This window comes from Roseateles sp. 22389, from assembly GCF_052044995.1.
Classification (GTDB): Bacteria; Pseudomonadota; Gammaproteobacteria; order Burkholderiales; family Burkholderiaceae_C; genus Roseateles.
Genome location: NZ_JBQEOF010000001.1, coordinates 451,452 through 469,694 on the forward strand (window position 1 = coordinate 451,452; position 18,243 = coordinate 469,694).

Below are 18,243 nucleotides of genomic sequence, written 5' to 3' on the forward strand. Positions count from 1 at the left end.
GTTGTCGTTTTGTCTTTGCGCCCGGTCAAACTTTATTCCGCTTGAGCCGCGCCGCGCAGCTTTCGAGGCCCGCACTTCAAGGGAAAACCCGCAGCTATTCGATCCCCCCGTGAAGTAATGCGCGGCCGCCCTCACTCGGCGGAAATGCCGCGGCTGCGGATCAGCGCATGCCACTTCTGGGTCTCGGCCTGGACGAAGCGCGCGAGGGAGGCTGCGTCACCGGGCGCGACCTCCAGGCCGAAGTCCTCGAGCCGGGCCTTCAGGTCGGGCTGGGCCAGCGCCTTCGCCAGCTCCGCGCCCAGGCGCGAGACGATCGCCTCCGGCGTGCCCTTGGGCACGAACAGGCCCTGCCAGGCGCTGACCTCCACGCCGCTGATGCCCGTCTCGTCGAAGCTGGGCACGTCGGGCAGCGCGGCGATGCGGCGCGGCGCGAGCACCGCCAGCGCCTTGAGCTTGCCGGCGCGCAGGTGGGGCAGTGCGGCGGCGGTGTCCAGGATGCCCATCGGCACCACGCCGGCGATCAGGTCCTGGGTCGAGAAGGCCGTGCCGCGATAGGGCACGTGGACGATGTAGCTGTGGGTGCGGTCCTTCAGCAGCTCCATCGCCAGGTGGTGCGGGCTGCCGACGCCGGGCGACGCGTAGCTGTACTTGCCGGGCTTGGCCTTGATGGTCTCGAGCCACTGCTTCGCGCTGGTGAAGCCGGCGGCCGGGTTCACCACCAGCAGCAGCGGGAAGCGCGCCATGAAGCCGACCGGCGCGAAGTCCGACGGCGCGTAGGGCAGCTTCTTGTAGAGCGCGCTGTTGAAGACCATCGCGCCGTTGTCGCCGGTCAGGATCGTGTAGCCGTCGGGCGGCGACTTCGCGGCGTTGTCGGTGCCGATGATGCCGGCCGCGCCGGGCTTGTTGTCGATGACCAGCGTCTGGCCGAGCGCCTTGCCCAGCACCGGCGCGAGCTGGCGGGCGAGGAAGTCCGAACCGCCGCCCGCCGGATAGGCCACGACCCAGCGCACGGGCCGGCTCGGCCAGCTGTCCGCGCGTGCCGCGCCGGGCCAGCCGAGCGCCGCGGCGCTGGCGCCGAGGGCACCGGTGATCAGCAGGGAGCGGCGCACGGGATCGGTGGCCGCATCGGTGGTCGCATCGGTGGCCGCATCGGTCTGATGGGTGGGCATGAAGGAGCTCTCCGGGTGGCGATGGCGGCCATCCTAGCCAGCCCCGCGAGCGCCCCCTTGGGGGACAACCCCATCAGCGCCCGTCGACCGCCGCCGCGCTCGCCGCGATGTCGGCGGCGCCAGCGGCGGGCGGCGCCAGTTCCATCATCGCCACGCGCTGGTTCATGTCGCTGCCACTGTCCTGGTTGCGGAACGCGATCTGCATCACGTAGAGCGTGTCGCGCTCGGCGCCCTGGCAGGCCAGGCTGCGCACGGCGCGACGCACGGCGGCCGCGTAGACCCAGGGGCCGCGGGACTGGTGGACGTCCGAGATGGTGCTGCCGTTGAGGCGGAAGCTCACCGTGGCCAGGCCTTCCTTGCCTTCGATGTACTGCTGCCGGGCCAGCCGGTCGAACAGCGCCTGGTCGACGCCGGGGCAGGTGGCGCGCACGTCGGTGCGCGGGATCTCGCCGGGGCGCCGGCCGGAGATCTCGACGCGCTGCAGGTCGTCGGGCGCGGCCTGCGCGGCGCCGGTGGCCAGCACGGCGAGGAGCGCGGCGAACGCGGCGCGGACGAGGGTCGTGTGGGAGGGGCGGGTGGTCGCTTGCATGTCGTGCTCCTGAGGACGGGGGAACCGTCGTGGCGCGCTTCCTGGCGTCCATGCGATCGGTCTTTTTTCAGCGTAGGCAGCGCGGGCAGCGCCACCAAGCGGCGGGCGACCAAGCGTTGAAGGCGAGGGCTGGAGCGCCGCTTTGCCGCGACGAAACGCAGGCCGGCGCGATGAGCCGCGAATCGACTTTCCCCCGTATCCATCGTGTCAAAAGTCATGCTGGCCTCGGTCATCGATCGGCATATTGATCGGCATATCGATCGATGTGACACGCGCGTGGCAAGACCTGTCCCCACGCCCCGGCCCCGGCGATCCATGACTTCCGCCGACCCGTCCCGGAAGACAGGGGTCCCGAATGGCACGGGGCCCGCCACGCCTCACGGCGCGCGGGCCCCGCGACCACGACCCGGCGGGCCGCGGCGGACCTGCCGGTCACCAGACCTTGATCGGATCCGCGGCGACCATCGCATCGCCCGGCTTGCAGTCGAAGGCCTTGGCGAACTCCGGCATGTTGGACATCGGCGCGAGCACGCGGTACTTGCCCGGCGAATGCGGATCGGTGCGCAGCTGGTTCAGCAGCGCGGCTTCGCGCGACTTGTTGCGCCACACCAGCGCGTTGGACAGGAAGAAGCGCTGCTCGGGCGTGAAGCCGTCGATCTTGTCGGTCTTGCCGCTGCGACGCAGCGCGTTCTGCAGCGCGTCGAAGGCGATCGGCATGCCGGCCATGTCGGAGATGTTCTCGCCCAGCGTCAGCCGCCCGTTGATCGGCGTGCCCTTCACCGGCTCGTAGCGACCGTAGAGCGCCACCACCCGGTCCGCGAGCGCCTGGTAGTGCTCCGCGTCCGAGGCGGTCCACCAGTCCCGCAGGCTGCCGATGCTGTCGAACTGGCGGCCGCGATCGTCGAAGTGGTGGACGATCTCGTGGCCGATCACCATGCCGATGCCGCCGTAGTTCACCGCGTCGTCGGCCTTCGCGTCGAAGAAGGGCGGCTGCAGGATGCCGGCCGGGAAGGTGATCTCGTTGAGGCCGCCCGCCTGCGCGTTGACGATGTGGGGCGACATCGTCCAGCGGGTGCGGTCGCTCGGGCGGTCCAGGTCCTTGATCTGCTCGCCGTGGAACCAGGCCGCCGCGCGCAGCTGGTTGCCGGCGAAGTCCTTCGGATCCAGCGCCAGGCCCTCGAACCGGGGCCAGGTCGGCGGCGCGCCGATCTTGGGCTGCATCGCCTCGAGTTTCTCCAGCGCCTTGAGCTTGGTTTCCGGGCTCATCCAGCTCAGGTTCTGGATCCGCGTCTTCATCGCCGCCTTCACGTCGCCGATCAGCAGCGTCGCGCGGCGCTGCGCCTCGGGCGAGAAGGCCTTGGACACGAACAGCTCGCCCAGCGCCAGCCCGAGCGGGCTGCCGCCGGTGCGGCCGCCGATCATCAGGATGACCTCCTCGTCGCGCGGCGCGTGCTGCTCGAGCCCGTTGATGGCGACGCCGCGGTAGTCGAAATCGGCGTCCGCGAAGGCCTGGGGCAGGCGCGCGGCGCTGTTCTCGAGCACCCGCACGCGGAGGTAGGTCTGCCAGGTCGCCAGCGGGATGTGCTCGGCCATCAGCGCAACGCGGGTCATGAAGGTCGGCTGCGCCACGATCAGGCGCTCCACGCCGCCGGCGCGGGTGTCGCTGCGGGTCAGCGCCTTCAGGTAGGCCTCCCAGGCCAGGCCCGGCGCCTTCTCGGCCAGCTCCGGCGTCGTCATCGGGTTGTAGACCTTGAGCGGATCGCGCAGCTGCGCGCGCGGCACCGTGGCCTCGGCCAGCTGGGACTCGAAGCCCATCAGCGCGTCCAGCACCGCCGGCGTGGCCTCGAAGCCGGCCGAGGCCAGCAGCCGCTGCGCATACAGCCGGTAGGCGGCGCGCAGCTTCTTGGCGATGTCGGTGTCCTTGAAGTAGTCGTCGCGGTCGGGCAGGCCCAGGCCCGCCTGGCTCAGCGTCAGCACGTTGACCCGGGTGTTCTTGACGTCCGCCCGGACGAAGCTGCCCACCGGCGCGGCGATGCCGACACGGCCCAGCTGCGCCAGCAGGTAGGGCAGGTCCTGCGCCGACTTCATCGACGCGATGCGGTCCAGCAGCGGCTTCACCGGTTTCAGGCCCTGGGCCTCGATCGCGGCCAGGTCCATGCCGCTGGCGTAATAGGCGGCGACCTGCTTCAGGCCCGGCGTCTTCTGCAGCGCCGGCTGGGCGACCAGTTCCGCGAGCGCCTGGCTCAGCAGGCGGTCGTTGGCCACGCGCAGCGCGTCGAAGCTGCCGATGCGGGTGCGGTTGGCCGGCAGCTCGGTGCGGTCGACCCAGGGGCCGTTCACGTAGTCATAGAAATCGGCGCAGGGCGAGACCTCGGTGGAGAAGCTTGCGACATCCAGCGCGCGGGCCGGCAGGGCGCTCAAGGCGAGGGCGGCGCCGGCCGCGACGGCGATCAGGCGTAGAGGGAACATGGTTATTTGTCACCAATGTGTGGCGAAAACGACAAGCCGCACAGGCTAAACGAGCCCCTTTTGCCCCGCCATCGGCGCCGTCCCGCGGATGGCTTTCGGCATCCCGGGCACGCCGTTCGCGCAGCCTCGCAAACTGCGCGCAAACCTTACGAATCAGTCCTTTAGCTGTAAGAAAGGGGCGATTGACGGATCAAAGTGAGCATTTCGACACAAAACGGTTATAGGGGTATTCCTTCCTGTTAACTGTTGCAGGGGGGGCGGTTGTCGCCCGACCAGCTTCCTACACTGCGCCGCACACCGCTCGGATTGGGCCGATCGGCGTGCCCCGCCAGAGGTGCCAACGCGCCAGGGCGTCGGGCTTGGCGGACGTCGGGGAACCTGGCGTCGTTGGAAAACTCTGGAGATGACAAGCATGTTGCGATTGAACAAGCTCAGCTGCGCGCTGGCTCTGGGTCTCGTCACGATGGGCGCGGCCCAGGCGGGCGTGTCGTCGGTGGATGTGGACAAGGCCCCGCGGGAACTGAGCAGCCAGACCGACCGGCTGATCGTGAAATACAAGGACGGCAGCACCGTCGTGCAAGGGCGCCTGGGCGCCGCCGTCCAGGCGCAGCCGCTGGCCAGCGACGCCATCGGCGCCCGCACCGAGCGCCTGCAGCAGCTGGCCGCGCCGCTGGGCACCCGGCTGTCGCTGGTGCGTCAGATGGGCACCGGCGCCCACGTGTTCCGGCTGGACCGCCGGATGAGCATCGAGCAGCTCCGTGAACTGGGCGAGCGCATCAAGGCGCAGGACGCCAACGTCGAGTACGTCGAGCCCGACCGCAAGATGTACGCGATGTTCACGCCCAACGACACGAGCTACAACTCGCAGTGGGACCTGTTCGACAGCGTCGGCGGCATCCGCGCCCCGGCCGCCTGGGACCAGGCCACCGGCACCGGCGTCGTGGTGGCGGTCATCGACACCGGCTACCGGCCGCATGCGGACCTGTCCGGCCAGATCGTCGCGGGCTACGACATGATCTCGGACACCGCCGTCTCGGTGGACGGCAACGGCCGCGACAACGACCCCAGCGACCCCGGCGACTACAGCGCCGCCAACGAGTGCCAGGCCGGCGATCCGGCCTCGACCTCGAGCTGGCACGGCACCCACGTGGCCGGCACGATCGCGGCCAAGACCAACAACGCGCTGGGCGTGGCGGGCATCGCCTTCAACGCCAAGGTCCAGCCGGTCCGTGTGCTGGGCAAGTGCGGCGGCTACACCTCCGACATCGCCGACGGCATCACCTGGGCCTCGGGCGGCAGCGTGTCCGGCCTGCCGGCCAACGCGACGCCGGCCAAGGTGCTGAACCTGTCGCTGGGCGGCGGCGGCGCTTGCGGTACCACGACCCAGACGGCCATCAACGGCGCCCGTTCGCGCGGCGCCAGCGTGATCGTCGCGGCGGGCAACGAGAACCAGAACGCCTCCAACTCCAATCCGGCGAACTGCTCCGGCGTGGTGGCGGTGGCTGCCACCGACCGCTACGGCGCCCGCGCGTACTACTCGAACTACGGCTCGATCGTGGCGCTGGCGGCCCCCGGCGGCGACGTGCGCTCCAGCGCCAGCAACGGCATCCTGTCGACGCTGAACGCCGGCACCAGCACGCCGGGCGCGGACAGCTACGCGTACTACCAGGGCACCTCGATGGCCACGCCGCACGTGGCCGGCGTCGCGGCGCTGATGTACAGCGCCAAGCCCACGGCCACGCCGGACGAGATCACGGCCGCGCTCAAGAGCAGCGCCCGCGCCTTCCCGGGCACCTGCAGCCAGTGCGGCAGCGGCCTGCTGGACGCCAACGCGGCGGTCACCGCGATCAAGGGCGGCGGTGGTGGCGGCGGTACGGTCGCCGAGGTCGAGCCCAACGACAGCCGCACCGCGCCGCAGACGATCAGCGCGCCGGCCACGGTGACCGGCAGCCTGTCGACCTCCGACACCAATGACTACTTCAAGATCACGCTCCCGGCCGGCAAGACCCTGAGCGCGACCTTGACGCCGGCCAGCGGCAAGGACTTCGACCTGTACCTGCAAAGCAGCACCGGCTCGCAGCTCCGTGCCAGCGAGAACGCCGCCGGCGCGGTCGACAGCTTCACCTACACGAACAGCGGATCGACCTCGATCACCGTGTACGTGCGGGTCCTCTACTACTCGGGCACCAGCGGGACCTACTCGCTGGGCCTGAGCTGGTAAGGAGCCGCCAACCAGGTTTGCCACTCTCCTCGTTTGGTAAGCCGGGTGCCTCGGGCCCGAACGGGGCTCCCGTTGAATCCCGCCGGTGCAAGCCGGCGGGATTTTTTTCATTCCCCCGGCGGGGAGGAGGGGCGGCCGCTCCCCCGGAAGGGGCCGCTACACTGCGGGGCTTGACCTCCCGCGCGCTCGCCGCGCCGCACCGCGCTTTCCCCATGGCCGGCCTCGACTCCACCACCCCGCTCCCCACCGACATCGTCGTGCACCAGCAGTCCAAGGTGCTGGAACTCGCCTTCAGCGACGGCGCGCGCTTCCGCATCCCGTTCGAGCTGATGCGGGTGTACAGCCCGTCGGCGGAGGTCCAGGGCCACGGGCCCGGCCAGGAGACGCTGCAGACCGGCAAGCGCGAGGTGTCCATCGTCGCGGTGCAGCAGGTGGGCCATTACGCGCTGCAGCCGCTGTTCTCCGACGGCCATGAGAGCGGCCTGTTCACCTGGGCCTATCTCTATGAGCTGGGTCGCGACCAGGACCGCCTGATGCGCGAATACGAAGACAAGCTGGCCGCCGCGGGCCTGGACCGCGACGCGCCGATGCCGGCGAAGGCGGCCGGTGGCCATTCGCATGGCGGCGGCGCTTGCGCCAGCCATTGACCGGCGTCGACGACCGGCCGACCGCCTTGCCGGCATCGCCCCGACGCCCCCCATTCAGCAGGACATCCCCATGAGCTCCACCCATTTCGGCTTCGAGACCGTCGACGAGACCGCCAAGGCCCGGCGCGTGCGCGGCGTCTTCGACTCGGTCGCTTCGCGCTACGACGTCATGAACGACCTGATGTCGATGGGCCTGCACCGCGCCTGGAAGCGCTACACGCTGGCCGTGGCCAACCTCAAGCCGGGCGACCGCGTGCTGGACATCGCCGGCGGCACCGGCGACATGGCGCGGCTGTTCGCGAAGAAGGTCGGCGAGCGTGGCATGGTCGTGCACACCGACATCAACGAGGCGATGCTGCGCACCGGCCGCGAGCGTCTGATCGACGAGGGCCTGGTGCTGCCCACCAACCTCTGCGACGCCGAGGCGCTGCCCTACAAGGAGGGCTCCTTCGACCTGGTCTGCGTGGCCTTCGGCCTGCGCAACATGACCCACAAGGACAAGGCGCTGGCCGAGATGAACCGCGTGCTGCGGCCCGGCGGCCGGCTGCTGGTGCTGGAGTTCTCGCAGGTGGCCGAGCCGCTGCGCAAGCCTTACGACTGGTACTCCTTCAAGGTGCTGCCGCGCATCGGGTCGCTGATCGCCGGCGATGCGGACAGCTACCGCTACCTGGCCGAGTCCATCCGCATGCACCCGCCGCAGGCCGAGCTCAAGGCGCTGATGAAGAGCGTCGGTTTCGGCCATGTCGACGTGCACAACCTGACCGGGGGCGTCGTGGCCCTGCATGCCGGCATCAAGTGCTGACCTGGCCTGGCCCGGCGCTGCGGCGCCATCGCCATCGCCATCGCCATGAAGAGGGCCCCAATAGGGGCCCTTTGCTTTTGGGCTGCCGCCCTGGGGGCGCCGAGCAGCGCGGGCGTCAGCAGGGCGACTTCCACTCCCTCAATTCGGTGGCGAGGATGGGATGTCCGTCCTCCTCCGCGCGGCGGGCGAGCTCGTCGACGTTGCGGTCGTTGACGTATTCATGACCGACGCCCTTCACGAGCTGGCCGTAGACGCTGTCGAGGTCGTCGGCATCGATTTCGGCATCGGTGGTGGGAAAGGGCGGCACGTCGGCCGGCAGTTCGGGCCGGAGTTGCTGCGTCGATCGGGAGGGCGAGTGGGAAGCGGCCATCGGAGTGCTCCTTGAGTCCAAGAGGTCGTGGAAGGGGAGGTCGTGCGGAATGGCAAGCCGCCGTCATTTCGGGCGGACGGCCTTGCGATTGGAACGGGGCAGCTTTCCCTCCCGCAACTGCTTGACCGCGTCGCCGACGAGGTCGGCCACCAGCCGGACCTCGCGCTGCAGGGCCTCGTCGCGGTCCAGCGCCTCGTGGCTGTCGTAGTAGGGCGCGTAGTAGCCGAGGTAGCGGTCCAGCCGGGACAGGTCGCCGGCGTCCACCAGGCCCATCCAGTCGAGCCAGTCGCCCAGGTTGCGGCGCTGCGCCTCGACGCCGGCCACGTCGCCGTGGACGACCAGGCCGTAAACCCGCCCCTCGAGGTGCTTCGGGTAGTGCCAGCCGCGGGCCTCGATCGCCTTGGCCTCCTCGACACGCTTGCCGTGGGTGGAGGTCGGGTCCGGGTTGCCGCCGTCGGCGCAGACCAAGCGGTCGATCATCAGCTTCAGCGCGCTGGGTGACTGATACCAATAGGTGGGGGTGAAGAGGATCACCCCATGGGCGGAGACCCAGCGCTCGTAGATCTCGTTCATCCAGTCGCTGGACTGGCCCAGCGCATGGTTCGGATAACAGCTGCAGGGCCAGTGGCACAGCGGCATCGCGGTGGAGACGCAGCCCTTGCAGGGATGGATCTCGCGCCCGTATTCCGACGTCATCAGGCTGAGGTCCAGCACGTTGACGATGAGGTCGCGGCGGCCGAGCTGTTCCTTCGCGAGCTGCGTCAGGCGCCAGGTCTTGGACATCTCGCCGGGGCAGGAGCCATCGTTGCGGTCGCTGCCGCAGACCAGCAGCACCCGCGAACGAGTGGCCGGATCGGCCCAGCGCTGCTGGGCCTGCTTCAGCCGTTGGTGGGTGTCGAGCCACTCGACCGAGGCCTCGTAGTCAGGATCCTGGAAACCGTTGCCGGCGCGCCGGGTGATCGGCGCCTTGCGGCCATCCTTCATCGCCTGCCAGGCGATGGTCTCCAGTCGCGCGATGGCCTCATGCTCGACGCGGTAGGCCGGATCCATGAACCGCCGCATGAAGCGCTCGTGGAATTGCTCGCGGGTCAATTCCGCCGGCTGCTGGCCTTTGCGGATCTCGGTCATCGACGGTCCTGGAGTGACGATGCGCCCAGTATTCGAGGCCCTGCGCCGACCGGTCGTCGGACGAGCGCGGGTTGTCAGGCGGGCCTCGTCCTACGCGGTGCCCACCTTGGGGCGAGCTGCACCGGCCCCGGACAAGGCCGCGTGACCCGCACCGCGACCGTGCGGGCACCCCCCTCGAATGCGGGGTGCGGCATTCCCTCCTCCGGGCTTCCCCGCAACCTGCTTGTCACCAAGCGACCCTACGCTCCGCCCGTTCCACTGCTGCGCCAAGTCAAGCGCACAAGCTCACAGATTTGCTGACAAAGTTTTGCCGTAAACGTTTGCGCAAACATTTGTTTTAACTATTGACGTCGAGGGTCGCCATGCATCTGAAATCCATCCTGCTCGCCGCCGGGCTGTTGCTTGCCGGGGCGGCCCAGGCCGACACCGTCGCGCTGTGGGGCTTCAATCCCGACCGCACCGGCACGCCGACCACCAAGCCGACCTACACCGACCATGGCGGCGCGTTCTTCGGCACGGTGGGCAACGTCACCACCACCTTCGCCAGCCAGTCGGGCTCGTCCGACACCACCGCGAACAGCTCCGCGCTGAACACCTCGGGCTACGCGGCGCAGGGCACCGGCGACCGCACGACCGGCGTGCAGTTCTCGGTCGACACCTCCGGCTTCCAGGACATCGTGCTGACCTTCGACCAGCGCAACAGCGGCACCGCGTCCGCCTGGACGGCGTTGCGCTACACCATCGACGGCGAGAACTGGGTCGAGGCGACCACCTTCCGCATGGTGCGCGACAGCGTCTTCGTGAAGGGCCTGGGTTTCGACTTCTCCGACATCGCCGGCGTCGACGACAACGCCAACTTCGCGGTGCAGCTGGTCAGCATGTTCGCGCCCAATACGCAGGCCTATGCCGGCACCAGCAACAACTACGGCACCGCCGGGACCATCCGCTACGACATGGTCCAGTTCGCCGGCTCGCTGATCCCCGAAGTCGTGCCGGAAGTTCCGGAGCCCGCCTCGATCGCGCTGACCCTGGCCGCCCTGGGCGCGATGGGCGCCGTGGTCCGCCGCCGCAAGCAAGCCTGATCAAGACCAAGGAGCCTTCCCCATGAGAGTCCGTGCCCTGATTGCCCTGACCGGTCGCGCCGCGCTGCGCGTCACCACGCTGAGCGCGATGGCCGTCGTGCTGACCGCCTGCGGCGGCGGCCTCAACGGCGGCGACAAGTCGTCCGCGCAGCCGCAAGCGGCGGCGCCGGACGACCGTGCGACCGCGCAGGTCGCCGATCCGGCGGCCAAGTACCCCGACCACCACGAGTTCGACGCCGCCCTCGACGTGCCCTTCACCGGCGCCGAGGCCACCGGCGCGCGCGCCTTCAAGGTCCACCTGGACTACGTCGGCGCGCCCGCGGGCACGCTGCTGGCCTATCGCGTCGAGCTGCGCGCCCCGGGCGGCGCGCTCGTCAAGCGCTGGAGCGGTGTCGAGTCCTATGCCGGCGACGTGCGCACGGTCACGCTGGACTGGGCCGGCCGCGGCGACGCGAGCCTGGCCGATGGCGTCTACACCGCGACGCTGACCGCGCTCAGCGCCAAGGCGGGCACCGCGCTGAAGGCCAGCGGCGCGGACGCGCAGTTCGCCGAGATCCTGGCCGCGCAGCAGTCGGGCGACAGCCACGGCCATGCGGTCGAGCAGAGCTGGAACTTCGCCGTCGGCAAGCCGGCCAAGGTCGCGATGGGCACGCTGCGTCCGCTGGCGATGGGCGCCACCGGCGAGGCCGACCAGCGCGTGCGCGCACAGTCGGCGGCGGTGGGCGCGGGCTCCTGGCCCTACACCATCTACTACGGCAGCTTCCACGGCCAGACCAACGACTCCGACGGCGGTGGCGCGATCGGCAGCTGCAACTCGTCGCAGCCGGCGCAAAGCGGCGCCTACGGCCCCGACGTCGCCTTCCCGTATGCGAAGGACGCCGGGCTGGACATCTTCGCCAACACCGACCACAACCACTACTACGACGGCTCGTCCAGCACCAACACCAGCGGCAGCGCCACCGCGGCCAAGGCGCGCTACCAGCGCGGCCTGCAGATCGCGGCGGAGGTCACCGCGGCCAACCCCGGCTTCCTGGCGATGTACGGCATGGAGTGGGGCGTCATCAGCAACGGCGGCCACCTGAACATCTTCAACAGCAACGAGCTGTTCTCGTGGGAATACAACGCGCAGAACGAGCTCTTCGGCGATCGCTACATCGCCAAGAACGACTACGCGACGCTGTACTCGGTGATGCGCGCGCAGGGCCTGGTGGGGCAGTTCAACCATCCGGACTCGAGCGGCCAGTTCATCATCAACGGCACCGACATGGCCTACAGCGCCGACGGTGACGAGGTGATGGTGATGGCGGAGGTGATGAACACCTCGGCCTTCTCGTCCAACACGACCGAGAGCGAGACCTCGCGCAGCTCCTACGAGGGCTCGTGGAAGAAGCTGCTGGAGCGCGGTTTCCACGTGGCGCCGGCGACCAACCAGGACAACCACTGCGCCAACTGGGGCAAGTCCTACACCAACCGGACCGCCGTGCTGATCCCGACCGGCACCGCGCTGAGCAAGGCCGCGCTGGTCGATGCGCTGAAGGCGCGCCGCGTCTTCGCGACGATGGACAAGCAGTCGCAGCTGATCTTCAGCGCCAACGGCCGGATCATGGGCGAGCGCTTCGACAACGCGGGCGCGCTGGCGCTCAACGTCGGCTTCTACAACCCGAGCGGCCGCACGGTGGTGTCGACCGAGATCTGGGAAGGCGTGCCGGGCCGCAACGGCACGGTCACGCTGCTGGGAAGCAACCCGACGGCGACCATCACGCCGGCCAACGGCAAGCACTTCTACTACGCCAAGGTCACGCAGGACGACGGCAAGGTGCTGTGGTCCGCGCCGATCTGGGTCAACCAGGGCGTCAGCGGCGGCGACACCACGCCGCCCTCGGTGACCGCGGCGGTGAACGGCACCACCGGCACGATCACCTTCTCCGCCACGGCGAGCGACAACGTCGGCGTGACGCAGGTCGAGTTCTGGCTGGACGGCGCGCTGCGCGAGGTCGACGCCACGGCGCCGTATTCGATCGCGGTCAACTCGACGCAGCTGACCAACGGCACGCACAGCCTGGTGGCCAAGGCCTACGACGCGGCGGGCAACACGACGACCTCCGCGCCGGTGAGCTTCAACGTCAACAACGTGGTCGACGCGGCGGACGAGGTGGAGCCCAACAACACGATCTCCGCGGCCAACGCGGTCGGCAGCCGCAACCAGCTGACCGGCTTCATCGGCAGCGCCAGCGACGTCGACTTCTTCAAGGTCACGCTGGCCGCGAACCAGCGGCTGCGCGTGGACATGACCGGGCCGACCTCCTCGAGCATCGATTACGACCTGTACGTGGTGAGGTCGACGGGCACGGGCCTGGCGCGCTCGGAGGCGGTGGGCAGCACCGAGTCGCTGACGTACCAGAACGGCACGAGCGCGCAGACGGTCTACATCAAGGTGATGTCGTACGCAGGCTCGAGCACCACGTCCCCGTACAAGCTGACCATCAGCTATCCCTGACGCCGCGACGGGCGCACCGCCCGTCCGCCTTCCCGCCTTGAAGAGAGCAGCCGCACGCAGCGCTGCTCTCTTTTTCTTTCTCCCTCTCCCGCTTGCGGGAGAGCAACCGTGTCCAGCGTTCCTGCGCTGCCACCGCCGCTGGCCCTCACCCCTCCCTCTCCCACTTCGCGGGAGAGGGTGTAAGAGAGGCGCTGGCCGGTATGACCCCCTCTCCCGCTTGCGGGAGAGGGCAGGGGTGAGGGCCAGCAGCCGACGAAGTGCAGCCGCGGCCCGCTACTGCGCGCTGGTCGACTCCTCCACTTCCCACCCGCCGCCCAACGCCAGGAACAGCTGGACCTGCTCGTCGATCAACGCGGCCTCCGACGCCGCCAGCGCCGCATCGCTCGCGGCCAGCGCACGCTCCGCATCCAACGCATCCAGATAGCCGACCTTGCCGCCCTGATACAGCCGCCGCGCCTGTCCCGCCACGGTCGCCGCCTCGTCGCGCGAAGCCTGCAGCGCCGCGCGCCGGTCCAGCTCCCGGGCGTACTGATTGAGCGCCGTCTCGGTCTCCCGCAACGCATTCAACACGACGCCATCGAATCTGGCCGCCGCCTGCCGCGTGCCCGCCTCGGCCTGCGCGATGCGCGCGTCGGCGACGCCGTTGCTGGGCAGCGTCCACGAGATCAGCGGCCCGAGGCTCCAGCTCAGCGTGTCGCTCCTGCCGAACCCGGCCAGCGTGCCCGCCGAGCCCGCCGACACGCCCAGCGTGATCTTCGGATACCGGTCCGCGATCGCCACGCCGATGCGCGCCGTCGCCGCATGCAGCTCCCGCTCGGCCTGGCGGATGTCGGGCCGCCGGCGCAGCAGCGCGGCGCCATCCCCGACCGGGATCGTGCCGGCGACGCGCGGCGCGAGGTGGCATTCCGCCAGCCCGCGCGGAAAGTCGGCCGGCAGCTCGCCGGTCAAGGTGGCCAGCCGATACAGCGCCGACTGTCGCTGCGCCAGCAGCGGCGGCAACGCCGCCTGCAGCTGCTGGAGCTGGCTGCGCGCACGTGCCGCGTCGATGTCGCCGACCCGACCCGCGCGCTGCAGCCGCTCGGTGACCGACACGGCCTCGCGCTGCAGGTCCACCGAGTGCCGCGCCGACTCGAGGCGCTGCCCCGTCGCGCAGGCCTCGGCATACGCGCGCGCCGTGCCGGCGGCCACGTTCACCTTCACGAGGTCCAGCGCCGCGGCGGCCGCTTCGGTGCTCGCGTGCGAGGACTCGATGGCGCGCCGGATCTGGCCGAAGAGATCGAGCTGATACGACAGCCCGACGCCCGCGCTGTAGCGGAAAGTGTCCGGCGGCACGTCGTCTTTCTTGAGCATCGAGAGGCCCGACGGATGGCCGAAGCTGGGCCCGCCGTTGACGCTGATCGCGGGCCGCTCGCCACCGCGCGCCTCGGACTCGAGGGCCTGGACGCGTTCGAGGTTGGCCGCTGCCTGACGCAGATCGGTGTTGCGCGCGAGCGCCTGCTCGACCAGCGCGTCGAGCGTCTCGTCGTGAAAGAGCCGCCACCAATGCGGCGGCAGTGGCGCGTTGTCGAAGGGCGCGGACTTCGCGCTCGCCCCGCCGCCGCCCTGGCCCGCGTCGGCGACCTCGCCGGCCCCGGCGGCCTGTGCGGCGCGTTGCTGCTCAAGGAAGGGCGCCGCCGCTGCGGGCTTCATGACGACGGCCTCCGCGGGCACCCGATAGTCCGGTCCCTTCGGCGCCGTCGAGCACGCCGCGAGCGCCGCCGCGGCCAGGATCGTCAGCGCGTGCTTCATCGGGCCGCTCACGATTTCGCTCCCCCAAGCACCTGCACCGTGACCGTCTGCCCGGCGACGAGCCGCTCGCCCTGCGGCAGCGGATCGAGCTTGACCCGCACCGGCACGCGCTGCGGCAGGCGCACCCAGTTGAAGGTCGGATTGACGCTGGGCAGCAGATTCGCGCTGGTGCTGCGGTCGCGGTCGGCGATGCCGGCCGAGAGGCTCTCGACGCGGCCCGTGAGCGCGCGGCTCGCGCCCATCGGCTTGACCTGGACGGCATCGCCGATGTGGATGCGCGCGAGCTTGGTCTCTTCGAAGTAGCCCTCGACGTAGAGCGAGTCCGCGTCGACCAGCGCGAGCACCGGATGCCCGGCGCTGGCGTAGGCGCCCTGGCGCAGGTCGAAGTTGGTGATCGTGCCGGAGGAGGGCGCGCGGACCTCGGCGCGCGCGAGGTTGAGCCGCGCCGCGTCCACCGCGACCTCGGCCTGCGCGACGGCGGCGCGCGCCTGCTCGGCGCGGCTGCGCGTCTGCTCGCGCGACTCCTGCGAGACCAGGCTGCCCAGGTCGCTGTTGCGCTCGGCCTCGCGCAGCGACTGCGCGAGCGCGACCTTCTGCGCGGCGAGCTGCGCCTGCGCCTGGCGCAGCGCGAGCTCGTACCGCGCGCGGTCGACCTCGAACAGCAGCGCGCCAGCGGCGACGCGCTGGTTGTCCTGCACCGGCACGGCGGTGACGAGGCCGGAGACGTCCGGCGCGATCTGCACGACGTTGGCGCGCACGCGGCCGTCGCGGGTCCAGGGCTGGATCTCGTAGCGGTCCCAGAGCTGCTGGGCCGCCCACAGCGCGCCGCCGACGGCGGCCAGCGTGACGGCCATTGAGATCACGCGTCGCAAGGGAAAGGAGGAAGGCTTCATGTCGTCGGGGCCGGCCAGGCCGGCATCGTTGATTGGGAAAGGCCACGCCGCGGGAAGGCGACGTCGCGACGGGGCGGTTTCAGCGGAGCCTGGACCGGTGGGCGCTGCGGCTCCTTGCTGCAGGCGGCGTCACCCGGGTCCGTGCAGCACGCGCAGCGAGGCGTTGCTCAAGCCCCAGAGCAGCAGCAGGTAGATCGCCAGGTCGAAGAGCGCGGGATGCCAGATCCAGCGGTAGGCACCGACCCAGGCCAGCAGCCGCCGCACGGCGGAGAGCGCGATCAGCGCGAGCGCGGCGAGCGGCATCAGCCACGGCAGGTAGAGCCCGAAGAAATTCACGGCGCCGGTCATGGCCGGTCCTCCTTGTCGTTGTCCACGGTGCGCGGCGGCAGCGCCGGCACTGGCGCATCCGGGAAGAGGTTGCGACGCAGGCCCATCAGCGCGCCGGCCGCGGGATGCGCCTCGGGGGGCAGGTCGCCGGCGCCGGCGTAGGCCTCGAGCAATCCGGCGAGCGCGGCGTCCAGGCGCTCCAGCAGCGATGCCGGCGGTGCGTCGAGTCCGTCGAGCGCGCCGGGCCGGCCGTCGATGCGGGCGCGCAGCCAGTCGCCGATCGCGCTCAGCAGCGGCCCCAGCGGACGCTGCGCCAGGGCGGGCAGTTGGCCGCGCACGCTTTGCAGCGCGACGAGGTCCGCGCCGATGCGCAGGTCGCGCAGCGTGTCGTCGGTGGGCACGCCGGGCACCGAGCCGCCCGACTGCGCGACGCGCGGCGCCAGCAGCGCGATGCGGTCGACCATGCGCAGCAGGTAGGCCTGCCCGCGGCCCGCCGGGCGCGGCAGGCGGGCGAGGTCGTCGAGCTCCCGCCAGGTCGCGCGCTGGATGCGCCGGGAGCTCCAGTCCGCGCCGACCGACCGCATCAGCCGCGTGACGCGCGCCGCGACGAAGATGCCGGCCAGCTGGCCCGACATCGAGTTCAGGTAGCTGGTGAGATCCGCCTGCGCGGTGTCGTGCATGACCAGCGTGCCCATGACGCCGAACAGGAAGGGCAGCGCCGCGCCGACGGTCGCCGGGCGGCCGATGAAGGCGCCCAGGAGGAGGAAGACCGGCGCGCACACCGCCATCAGCGTCCACATGTCCTGCACCAGCGGCAGCAGCACCAGCACGTAGAGCGCGCCGAAGGGCATCGACCAGAGCGTCCAGGCGAGGAAGCCGTTGATGGCCGGCACCGGATCGTCCATGGACGCGAAGAAGCAGCAGAAGATCGCGGCCATCATCGCGGCCGCCGCGCCCATCGGCCAGCCGGTGAGGATCCAGAAGGCGCAGCACACGAGGATCGCGATCAGCGCGGCCGCGCCGGACCACAGCGCCATGCCCAGGTCCAGGTGCAGCTTGGGCCCGTCCGGCGCGGACGCGGGCCGCGCGGGCATCGGCGCGCCGGACAGGCCGCGGTCGATGTCGGCGCGCAGGTGGACGCAGTGCAGCCAGCCGTCGAGCAGCTCGCCGAGCCGCTGCGCCAGCGCGACGCGGAGCAGCCGCGCCCAGGGATCGCCGGCCAGGCGGTCGCGCGCGTCCGCGCCGGTCAGCGCGTCAAGCTGCGCTCGCAACGCGGGCAAGCGCGCCTCGGCCTGATCGGCGGGCAGCGTCAGCCAGGGACTGAGGCGGTCCAGCAGCGCGCGCACGTCGTCCGGCAGGCCGCCATGCGCTTCGAGCGCCCGCAGACGATCCTCCACGCCGGCCAGCAGCGGCGTCAGCGCGGCCACGTGGTCCTGCATCGCATGGACCGCGTCGGCGGTCCAGCGCAGGTGGCTGGTGTCGAAGGGGATGTGGGTCGACAGCACCCGCAGCTGCGAGATGTCGCCGGCGACACGGCGCCGGTCGGCGCCGCCATCGCGGCGCGCGGCGATGTCGGTGAGCCAGGCGCGGGTGTCGCCCAGCGTGCGATCCAGCAGGCCCAGCACCGAGCCCGCCAGGCTGTTGGGCAGCACCAGGCTGTGCACCAGCGTGGCCGACAGCACGCCCAGGCCGATCTCCTCGAGGCGGGCGACGGCGGTGTCGAAGATCGTCAGCGGCGTGTCCACCGCCGGGAAACCGATCAGCGCCACGGTGTAGCCCGCCAGCATGAAGGCATAGGCGCGCGGCGTGCGGTCGCGCAGCGACAGCACCAGGCAGCCCGCCACCCACAGCGCCAGGGCCAGGCTCAGCAGTTCCGGCGCATTGGCCAGGCTCGGGACCAGCAGCACCGCGGCCATGCCGCCGACCAGCGTGCCCGCGACGCGGAACACGCCCTTGGAGCGCACCGCGCCCGCCATCGGATGGGCCACGATGTAGGCCGTCATCAGCGCCCAGAACGGACGCGGCTGGCCGGCCCAGCTCGCCAGGAAGACCGCCAGCATCGCCGCGGCGAAGGCCTTGATCGAGAAGATCCATTCGGCGCGCGTGAAGCCGGGCCGCAGCGCGGCCGGCAGCTTCGGCGGCGCGGGCAACCGGATCGCCGGCAGCCGCAGCGTGGGCAGCCGCAGCGCGGGCAGCCGGATCGCGGGCAGCCGGATCGCGGGAAAGGAGAGGGCGGGGAACTTCATGGTCGGTGAGGCGCG

The 18,243-nt window shown here is 70.7% G+C and carries 14 protein-coding genes; 5 read left to right on the top strand and 9 right to left on the bottom strand.

Annotated features, from left to right (window positions below; all coding sequences use genetic code 11):
• Window positions 1–131 precede the first annotated feature (131 nt).
• The 3 genes from ACTJKJ_RS01990 to ACTJKJ_RS02000 form a co-directional block, all read right to left on the bottom strand.
• Window positions 132–1,169 carry a Bug family tripartite tricarboxylate transporter substrate binding protein gene (locus ACTJKJ_RS01990; RefSeq protein WP_440819432.1) on the bottom strand — a complete coding sequence of 346 codons (1,038 nt, stop codon included), beginning with the start codon at window positions 1,167–1,169 and terminating at the stop codon, window positions 132–134.
• Window positions 1,170–1,242: 73 nt separating this feature from the next.
• Window positions 1,243–1,758, bottom strand: a complete 516-nt coding sequence (locus tag ACTJKJ_RS01995; RefSeq protein WP_440819433.1) for a hypothetical protein — start codon at window positions 1,756–1,758, stop codon at window positions 1,243–1,245.
• Window positions 1,759–2,190: 432 nt separating this feature from the next.
• Window positions 2,191–4,227 (bottom strand): M13 family metallopeptidase, encoded by a 2,037-nt coding sequence (locus ACTJKJ_RS02000; RefSeq protein ID WP_147240660.1) that lies wholly within the window; start codon window positions 4,225–4,227, stop codon window positions 2,191–2,193.
• Window positions 4,228–4,639: 412 nt separating this feature from the next.
• Here ACTJKJ_RS02000 and ACTJKJ_RS02005 point away from each other — a divergent pair, with 412 nt between their 5' ends.
• The 3 genes from ACTJKJ_RS02005 (at window position 4,640) to ubiE (ending at window position 7,897) form a co-directional block, all read left to right on the top strand.
• Window positions 4,640–6,448 carry a S8 family peptidase gene (locus tag ACTJKJ_RS02005; RefSeq protein WP_440819434.1) on the top strand — a complete coding sequence of 603 codons (1,809 nt, stop codon included), beginning with the start codon at window positions 4,640–4,642 and terminating at the stop codon, window positions 6,446–6,448.
• Window positions 6,449–6,660: 212 nt separating this feature from the next.
• On the top strand, window positions 6,661–7,095 hold the full coding sequence (locus tag ACTJKJ_RS02010; protein WP_091726263.1) for a gamma-butyrobetaine hydroxylase-like domain-containing protein: 435 nt from the start codon (window positions 6,661–6,663) through the stop codon (window positions 7,093–7,095).
• Between the two features lie 70 nt (window positions 7,096–7,165).
• Window positions 7,166–7,897, top strand: coding sequence for a bifunctional demethylmenaquinone methyltransferase/2-methoxy-6-polyprenyl-1,4-benzoquinol methylase UbiE (gene ubiE / locus ACTJKJ_RS02015; protein WP_297383010.1), 732 nt, complete (start codon window positions 7,166–7,168; stop codon window positions 7,895–7,897).
• Window positions 7,898–8,012: 115 nt separating this feature from the next.
• On the opposite strand, the gene ACTJKJ_RS02020 is transcribed toward ubiE, so the two are convergent.
• A complete protein-coding gene (locus ACTJKJ_RS02020) occupies window positions 8,013–8,267 on the bottom strand; it encodes a hypothetical protein (RefSeq protein WP_091726258.1) in 255 nt (84 codons plus the stop codon).
• A gap of 63 nt (window positions 8,268–8,330) precedes the next feature.
• On the bottom strand, window positions 8,331–9,395 hold the full coding sequence (locus ACTJKJ_RS02025) for a flavodoxin family protein (RefSeq protein WP_440819435.1): 1,065 nt from the start codon (window positions 9,393–9,395) through the stop codon (window positions 8,331–8,333).
• A gap of 362 nt (window positions 9,396–9,757) precedes the next feature.
• Between ACTJKJ_RS02025 and ACTJKJ_RS02030 the strand changes: the two genes are divergently transcribed.
• Complete coding sequence (locus ACTJKJ_RS02030; protein WP_183492674.1) at window positions 9,758–10,477, top strand: PEP-CTERM sorting domain-containing protein; 720 nt, start codon at window positions 9,758–9,760, stop codon at window positions 10,475–10,477.
• 22 nt (window positions 10,478–10,499) lie between these two features.
• Window positions 10,500–12,974 (top strand): CehA/McbA family metallohydrolase, encoded by a 2,475-nt coding sequence (locus ACTJKJ_RS02035; RefSeq protein ID WP_440819436.1) that lies wholly within the window; start codon window positions 10,500–10,502, stop codon window positions 12,972–12,974.
• Between the two features lie 273 nt (window positions 12,975–13,247).
• Here the strand turns inward: ACTJKJ_RS02035 and ACTJKJ_RS02040 are convergent, their stop codons facing one another.
• The 4 genes from ACTJKJ_RS02040 to ACTJKJ_RS02055 all read right to left on the bottom strand — a co-directional run bounded on the left by ACTJKJ_RS02040 (window position 13,248) and on the right by ACTJKJ_RS02055 (window position 18,228).
• The gene (locus ACTJKJ_RS02040; RefSeq protein ID WP_440819561.1) at window positions 13,248–14,762 is read right to left on the bottom strand and encodes a TolC family protein; all 1,515 of its coding nucleotides are present in this window, start codon (window positions 14,760–14,762) and stop codon (window positions 13,248–13,250) included.
• 8 nt (window positions 14,763–14,770) lie between these two features.
• Window positions 14,771–15,655, bottom strand: a complete 885-nt coding sequence (locus ACTJKJ_RS02045) for an efflux RND transporter periplasmic adaptor subunit (protein ID WP_440819437.1) — start codon at window positions 15,653–15,655, stop codon at window positions 14,771–14,773.
• Window positions 15,656–15,784: 129 nt separating this feature from the next.
• The gene (locus tag ACTJKJ_RS02050; RefSeq protein WP_183482023.1) at window positions 15,785–16,003 is read right to left on the bottom strand and encodes a DUF1656 domain-containing protein; all 219 of its coding nucleotides are present in this window, start codon (window positions 16,001–16,003) and stop codon (window positions 15,785–15,787) included.
• Window positions 16,000–18,228 carry an FUSC family protein gene (locus ACTJKJ_RS02055; RefSeq protein ID WP_440819438.1) on the bottom strand — a complete coding sequence of 743 codons (2,229 nt, stop codon included), beginning with the start codon at window positions 18,226–18,228 and terminating at the stop codon, window positions 16,000–16,002. The genes ACTJKJ_RS02050 and ACTJKJ_RS02055 overlap by 4 nt, the downstream gene beginning before the upstream one ends.
• Window positions 18,229–18,243 lie beyond the last annotated feature (15 nt).

Bases quoted from the DNA above. Each gene is read 5' to 3' on its own strand.
- ACTJKJ_RS01990 (WP_440819432.1), bottom strand. From the start codon at position 1,169: ATGCCCACCCATCAGACCGATGCGGCCACCGATGCGACCACCGATGCG.
- ACTJKJ_RS01995 (WP_440819433.1), bottom strand. From the start codon at position 1,758: ATGCAAGCGACCACCCGCCCCTCCCACACGACCCTCGTCCGCGCCGCG.
- ACTJKJ_RS02000 (WP_147240660.1), bottom strand. From the start codon at position 4,227: ATGTTCCCTCTACGCCTGATCGCCGTCGCGGCCGGCGCCGCCCTCGCC.
- ACTJKJ_RS02005 (WP_440819434.1), top strand. From the start codon at position 4,640: ATGTTGCGATTGAACAAGCTCAGCTGCGCGCTGGCTCTGGGTCTCGTC.
- ACTJKJ_RS02010 (WP_091726263.1), top strand. From the start codon at position 6,661: ATGGCCGGCCTCGACTCCACCACCCCGCTCCCCACCGACATCGTCGTG.
- ubiE (WP_297383010.1), top strand. From the start codon at position 7,166: ATGAGCTCCACCCATTTCGGCTTCGAGACCGTCGACGAGACCGCCAAG.
- ACTJKJ_RS02020 (WP_091726258.1), bottom strand. From the start codon at position 8,267: ATGGCCGCTTCCCACTCGCCCTCCCGATCGACGCAGCAACTCCGGCCC.
- ACTJKJ_RS02025 (WP_440819435.1), bottom strand. From the start codon at position 9,395: ATGACCGAGATCCGCAAAGGCCAGCAGCCGGCGGAATTGACCCGCGAG.
- ACTJKJ_RS02030 (WP_183492674.1), top strand. From the start codon at position 9,758: ATGCATCTGAAATCCATCCTGCTCGCCGCCGGGCTGTTGCTTGCCGGG.
- ACTJKJ_RS02035 (WP_440819436.1), top strand. From the start codon at position 10,500: ATGAGAGTCCGTGCCCTGATTGCCCTGACCGGTCGCGCCGCGCTGCGC.
- ACTJKJ_RS02040 (WP_440819561.1), bottom strand. From the start codon at position 14,762: ATGAAGCACGCGCTGACGATCCTGGCCGCGGCGGCGCTCGCGGCGTGC.
- ACTJKJ_RS02045 (WP_440819437.1), bottom strand. From the start codon at position 15,655: ATGAAGCCTTCCTCCTTTCCCTTGCGACGCGTGATCTCAATGGCCGTC.
- ACTJKJ_RS02050 (WP_183482023.1), bottom strand. From the start codon at position 16,003: ATGACCGGCGCCGTGAATTTCTTCGGGCTCTACCTGCCGTGGCTGATG.
- ACTJKJ_RS02055 (WP_440819438.1), bottom strand. From the start codon at position 18,228: ATGAAGTTCCCCGCCCTCTCCTTTCCCGCGATCCGGCTGCCCGCGATC.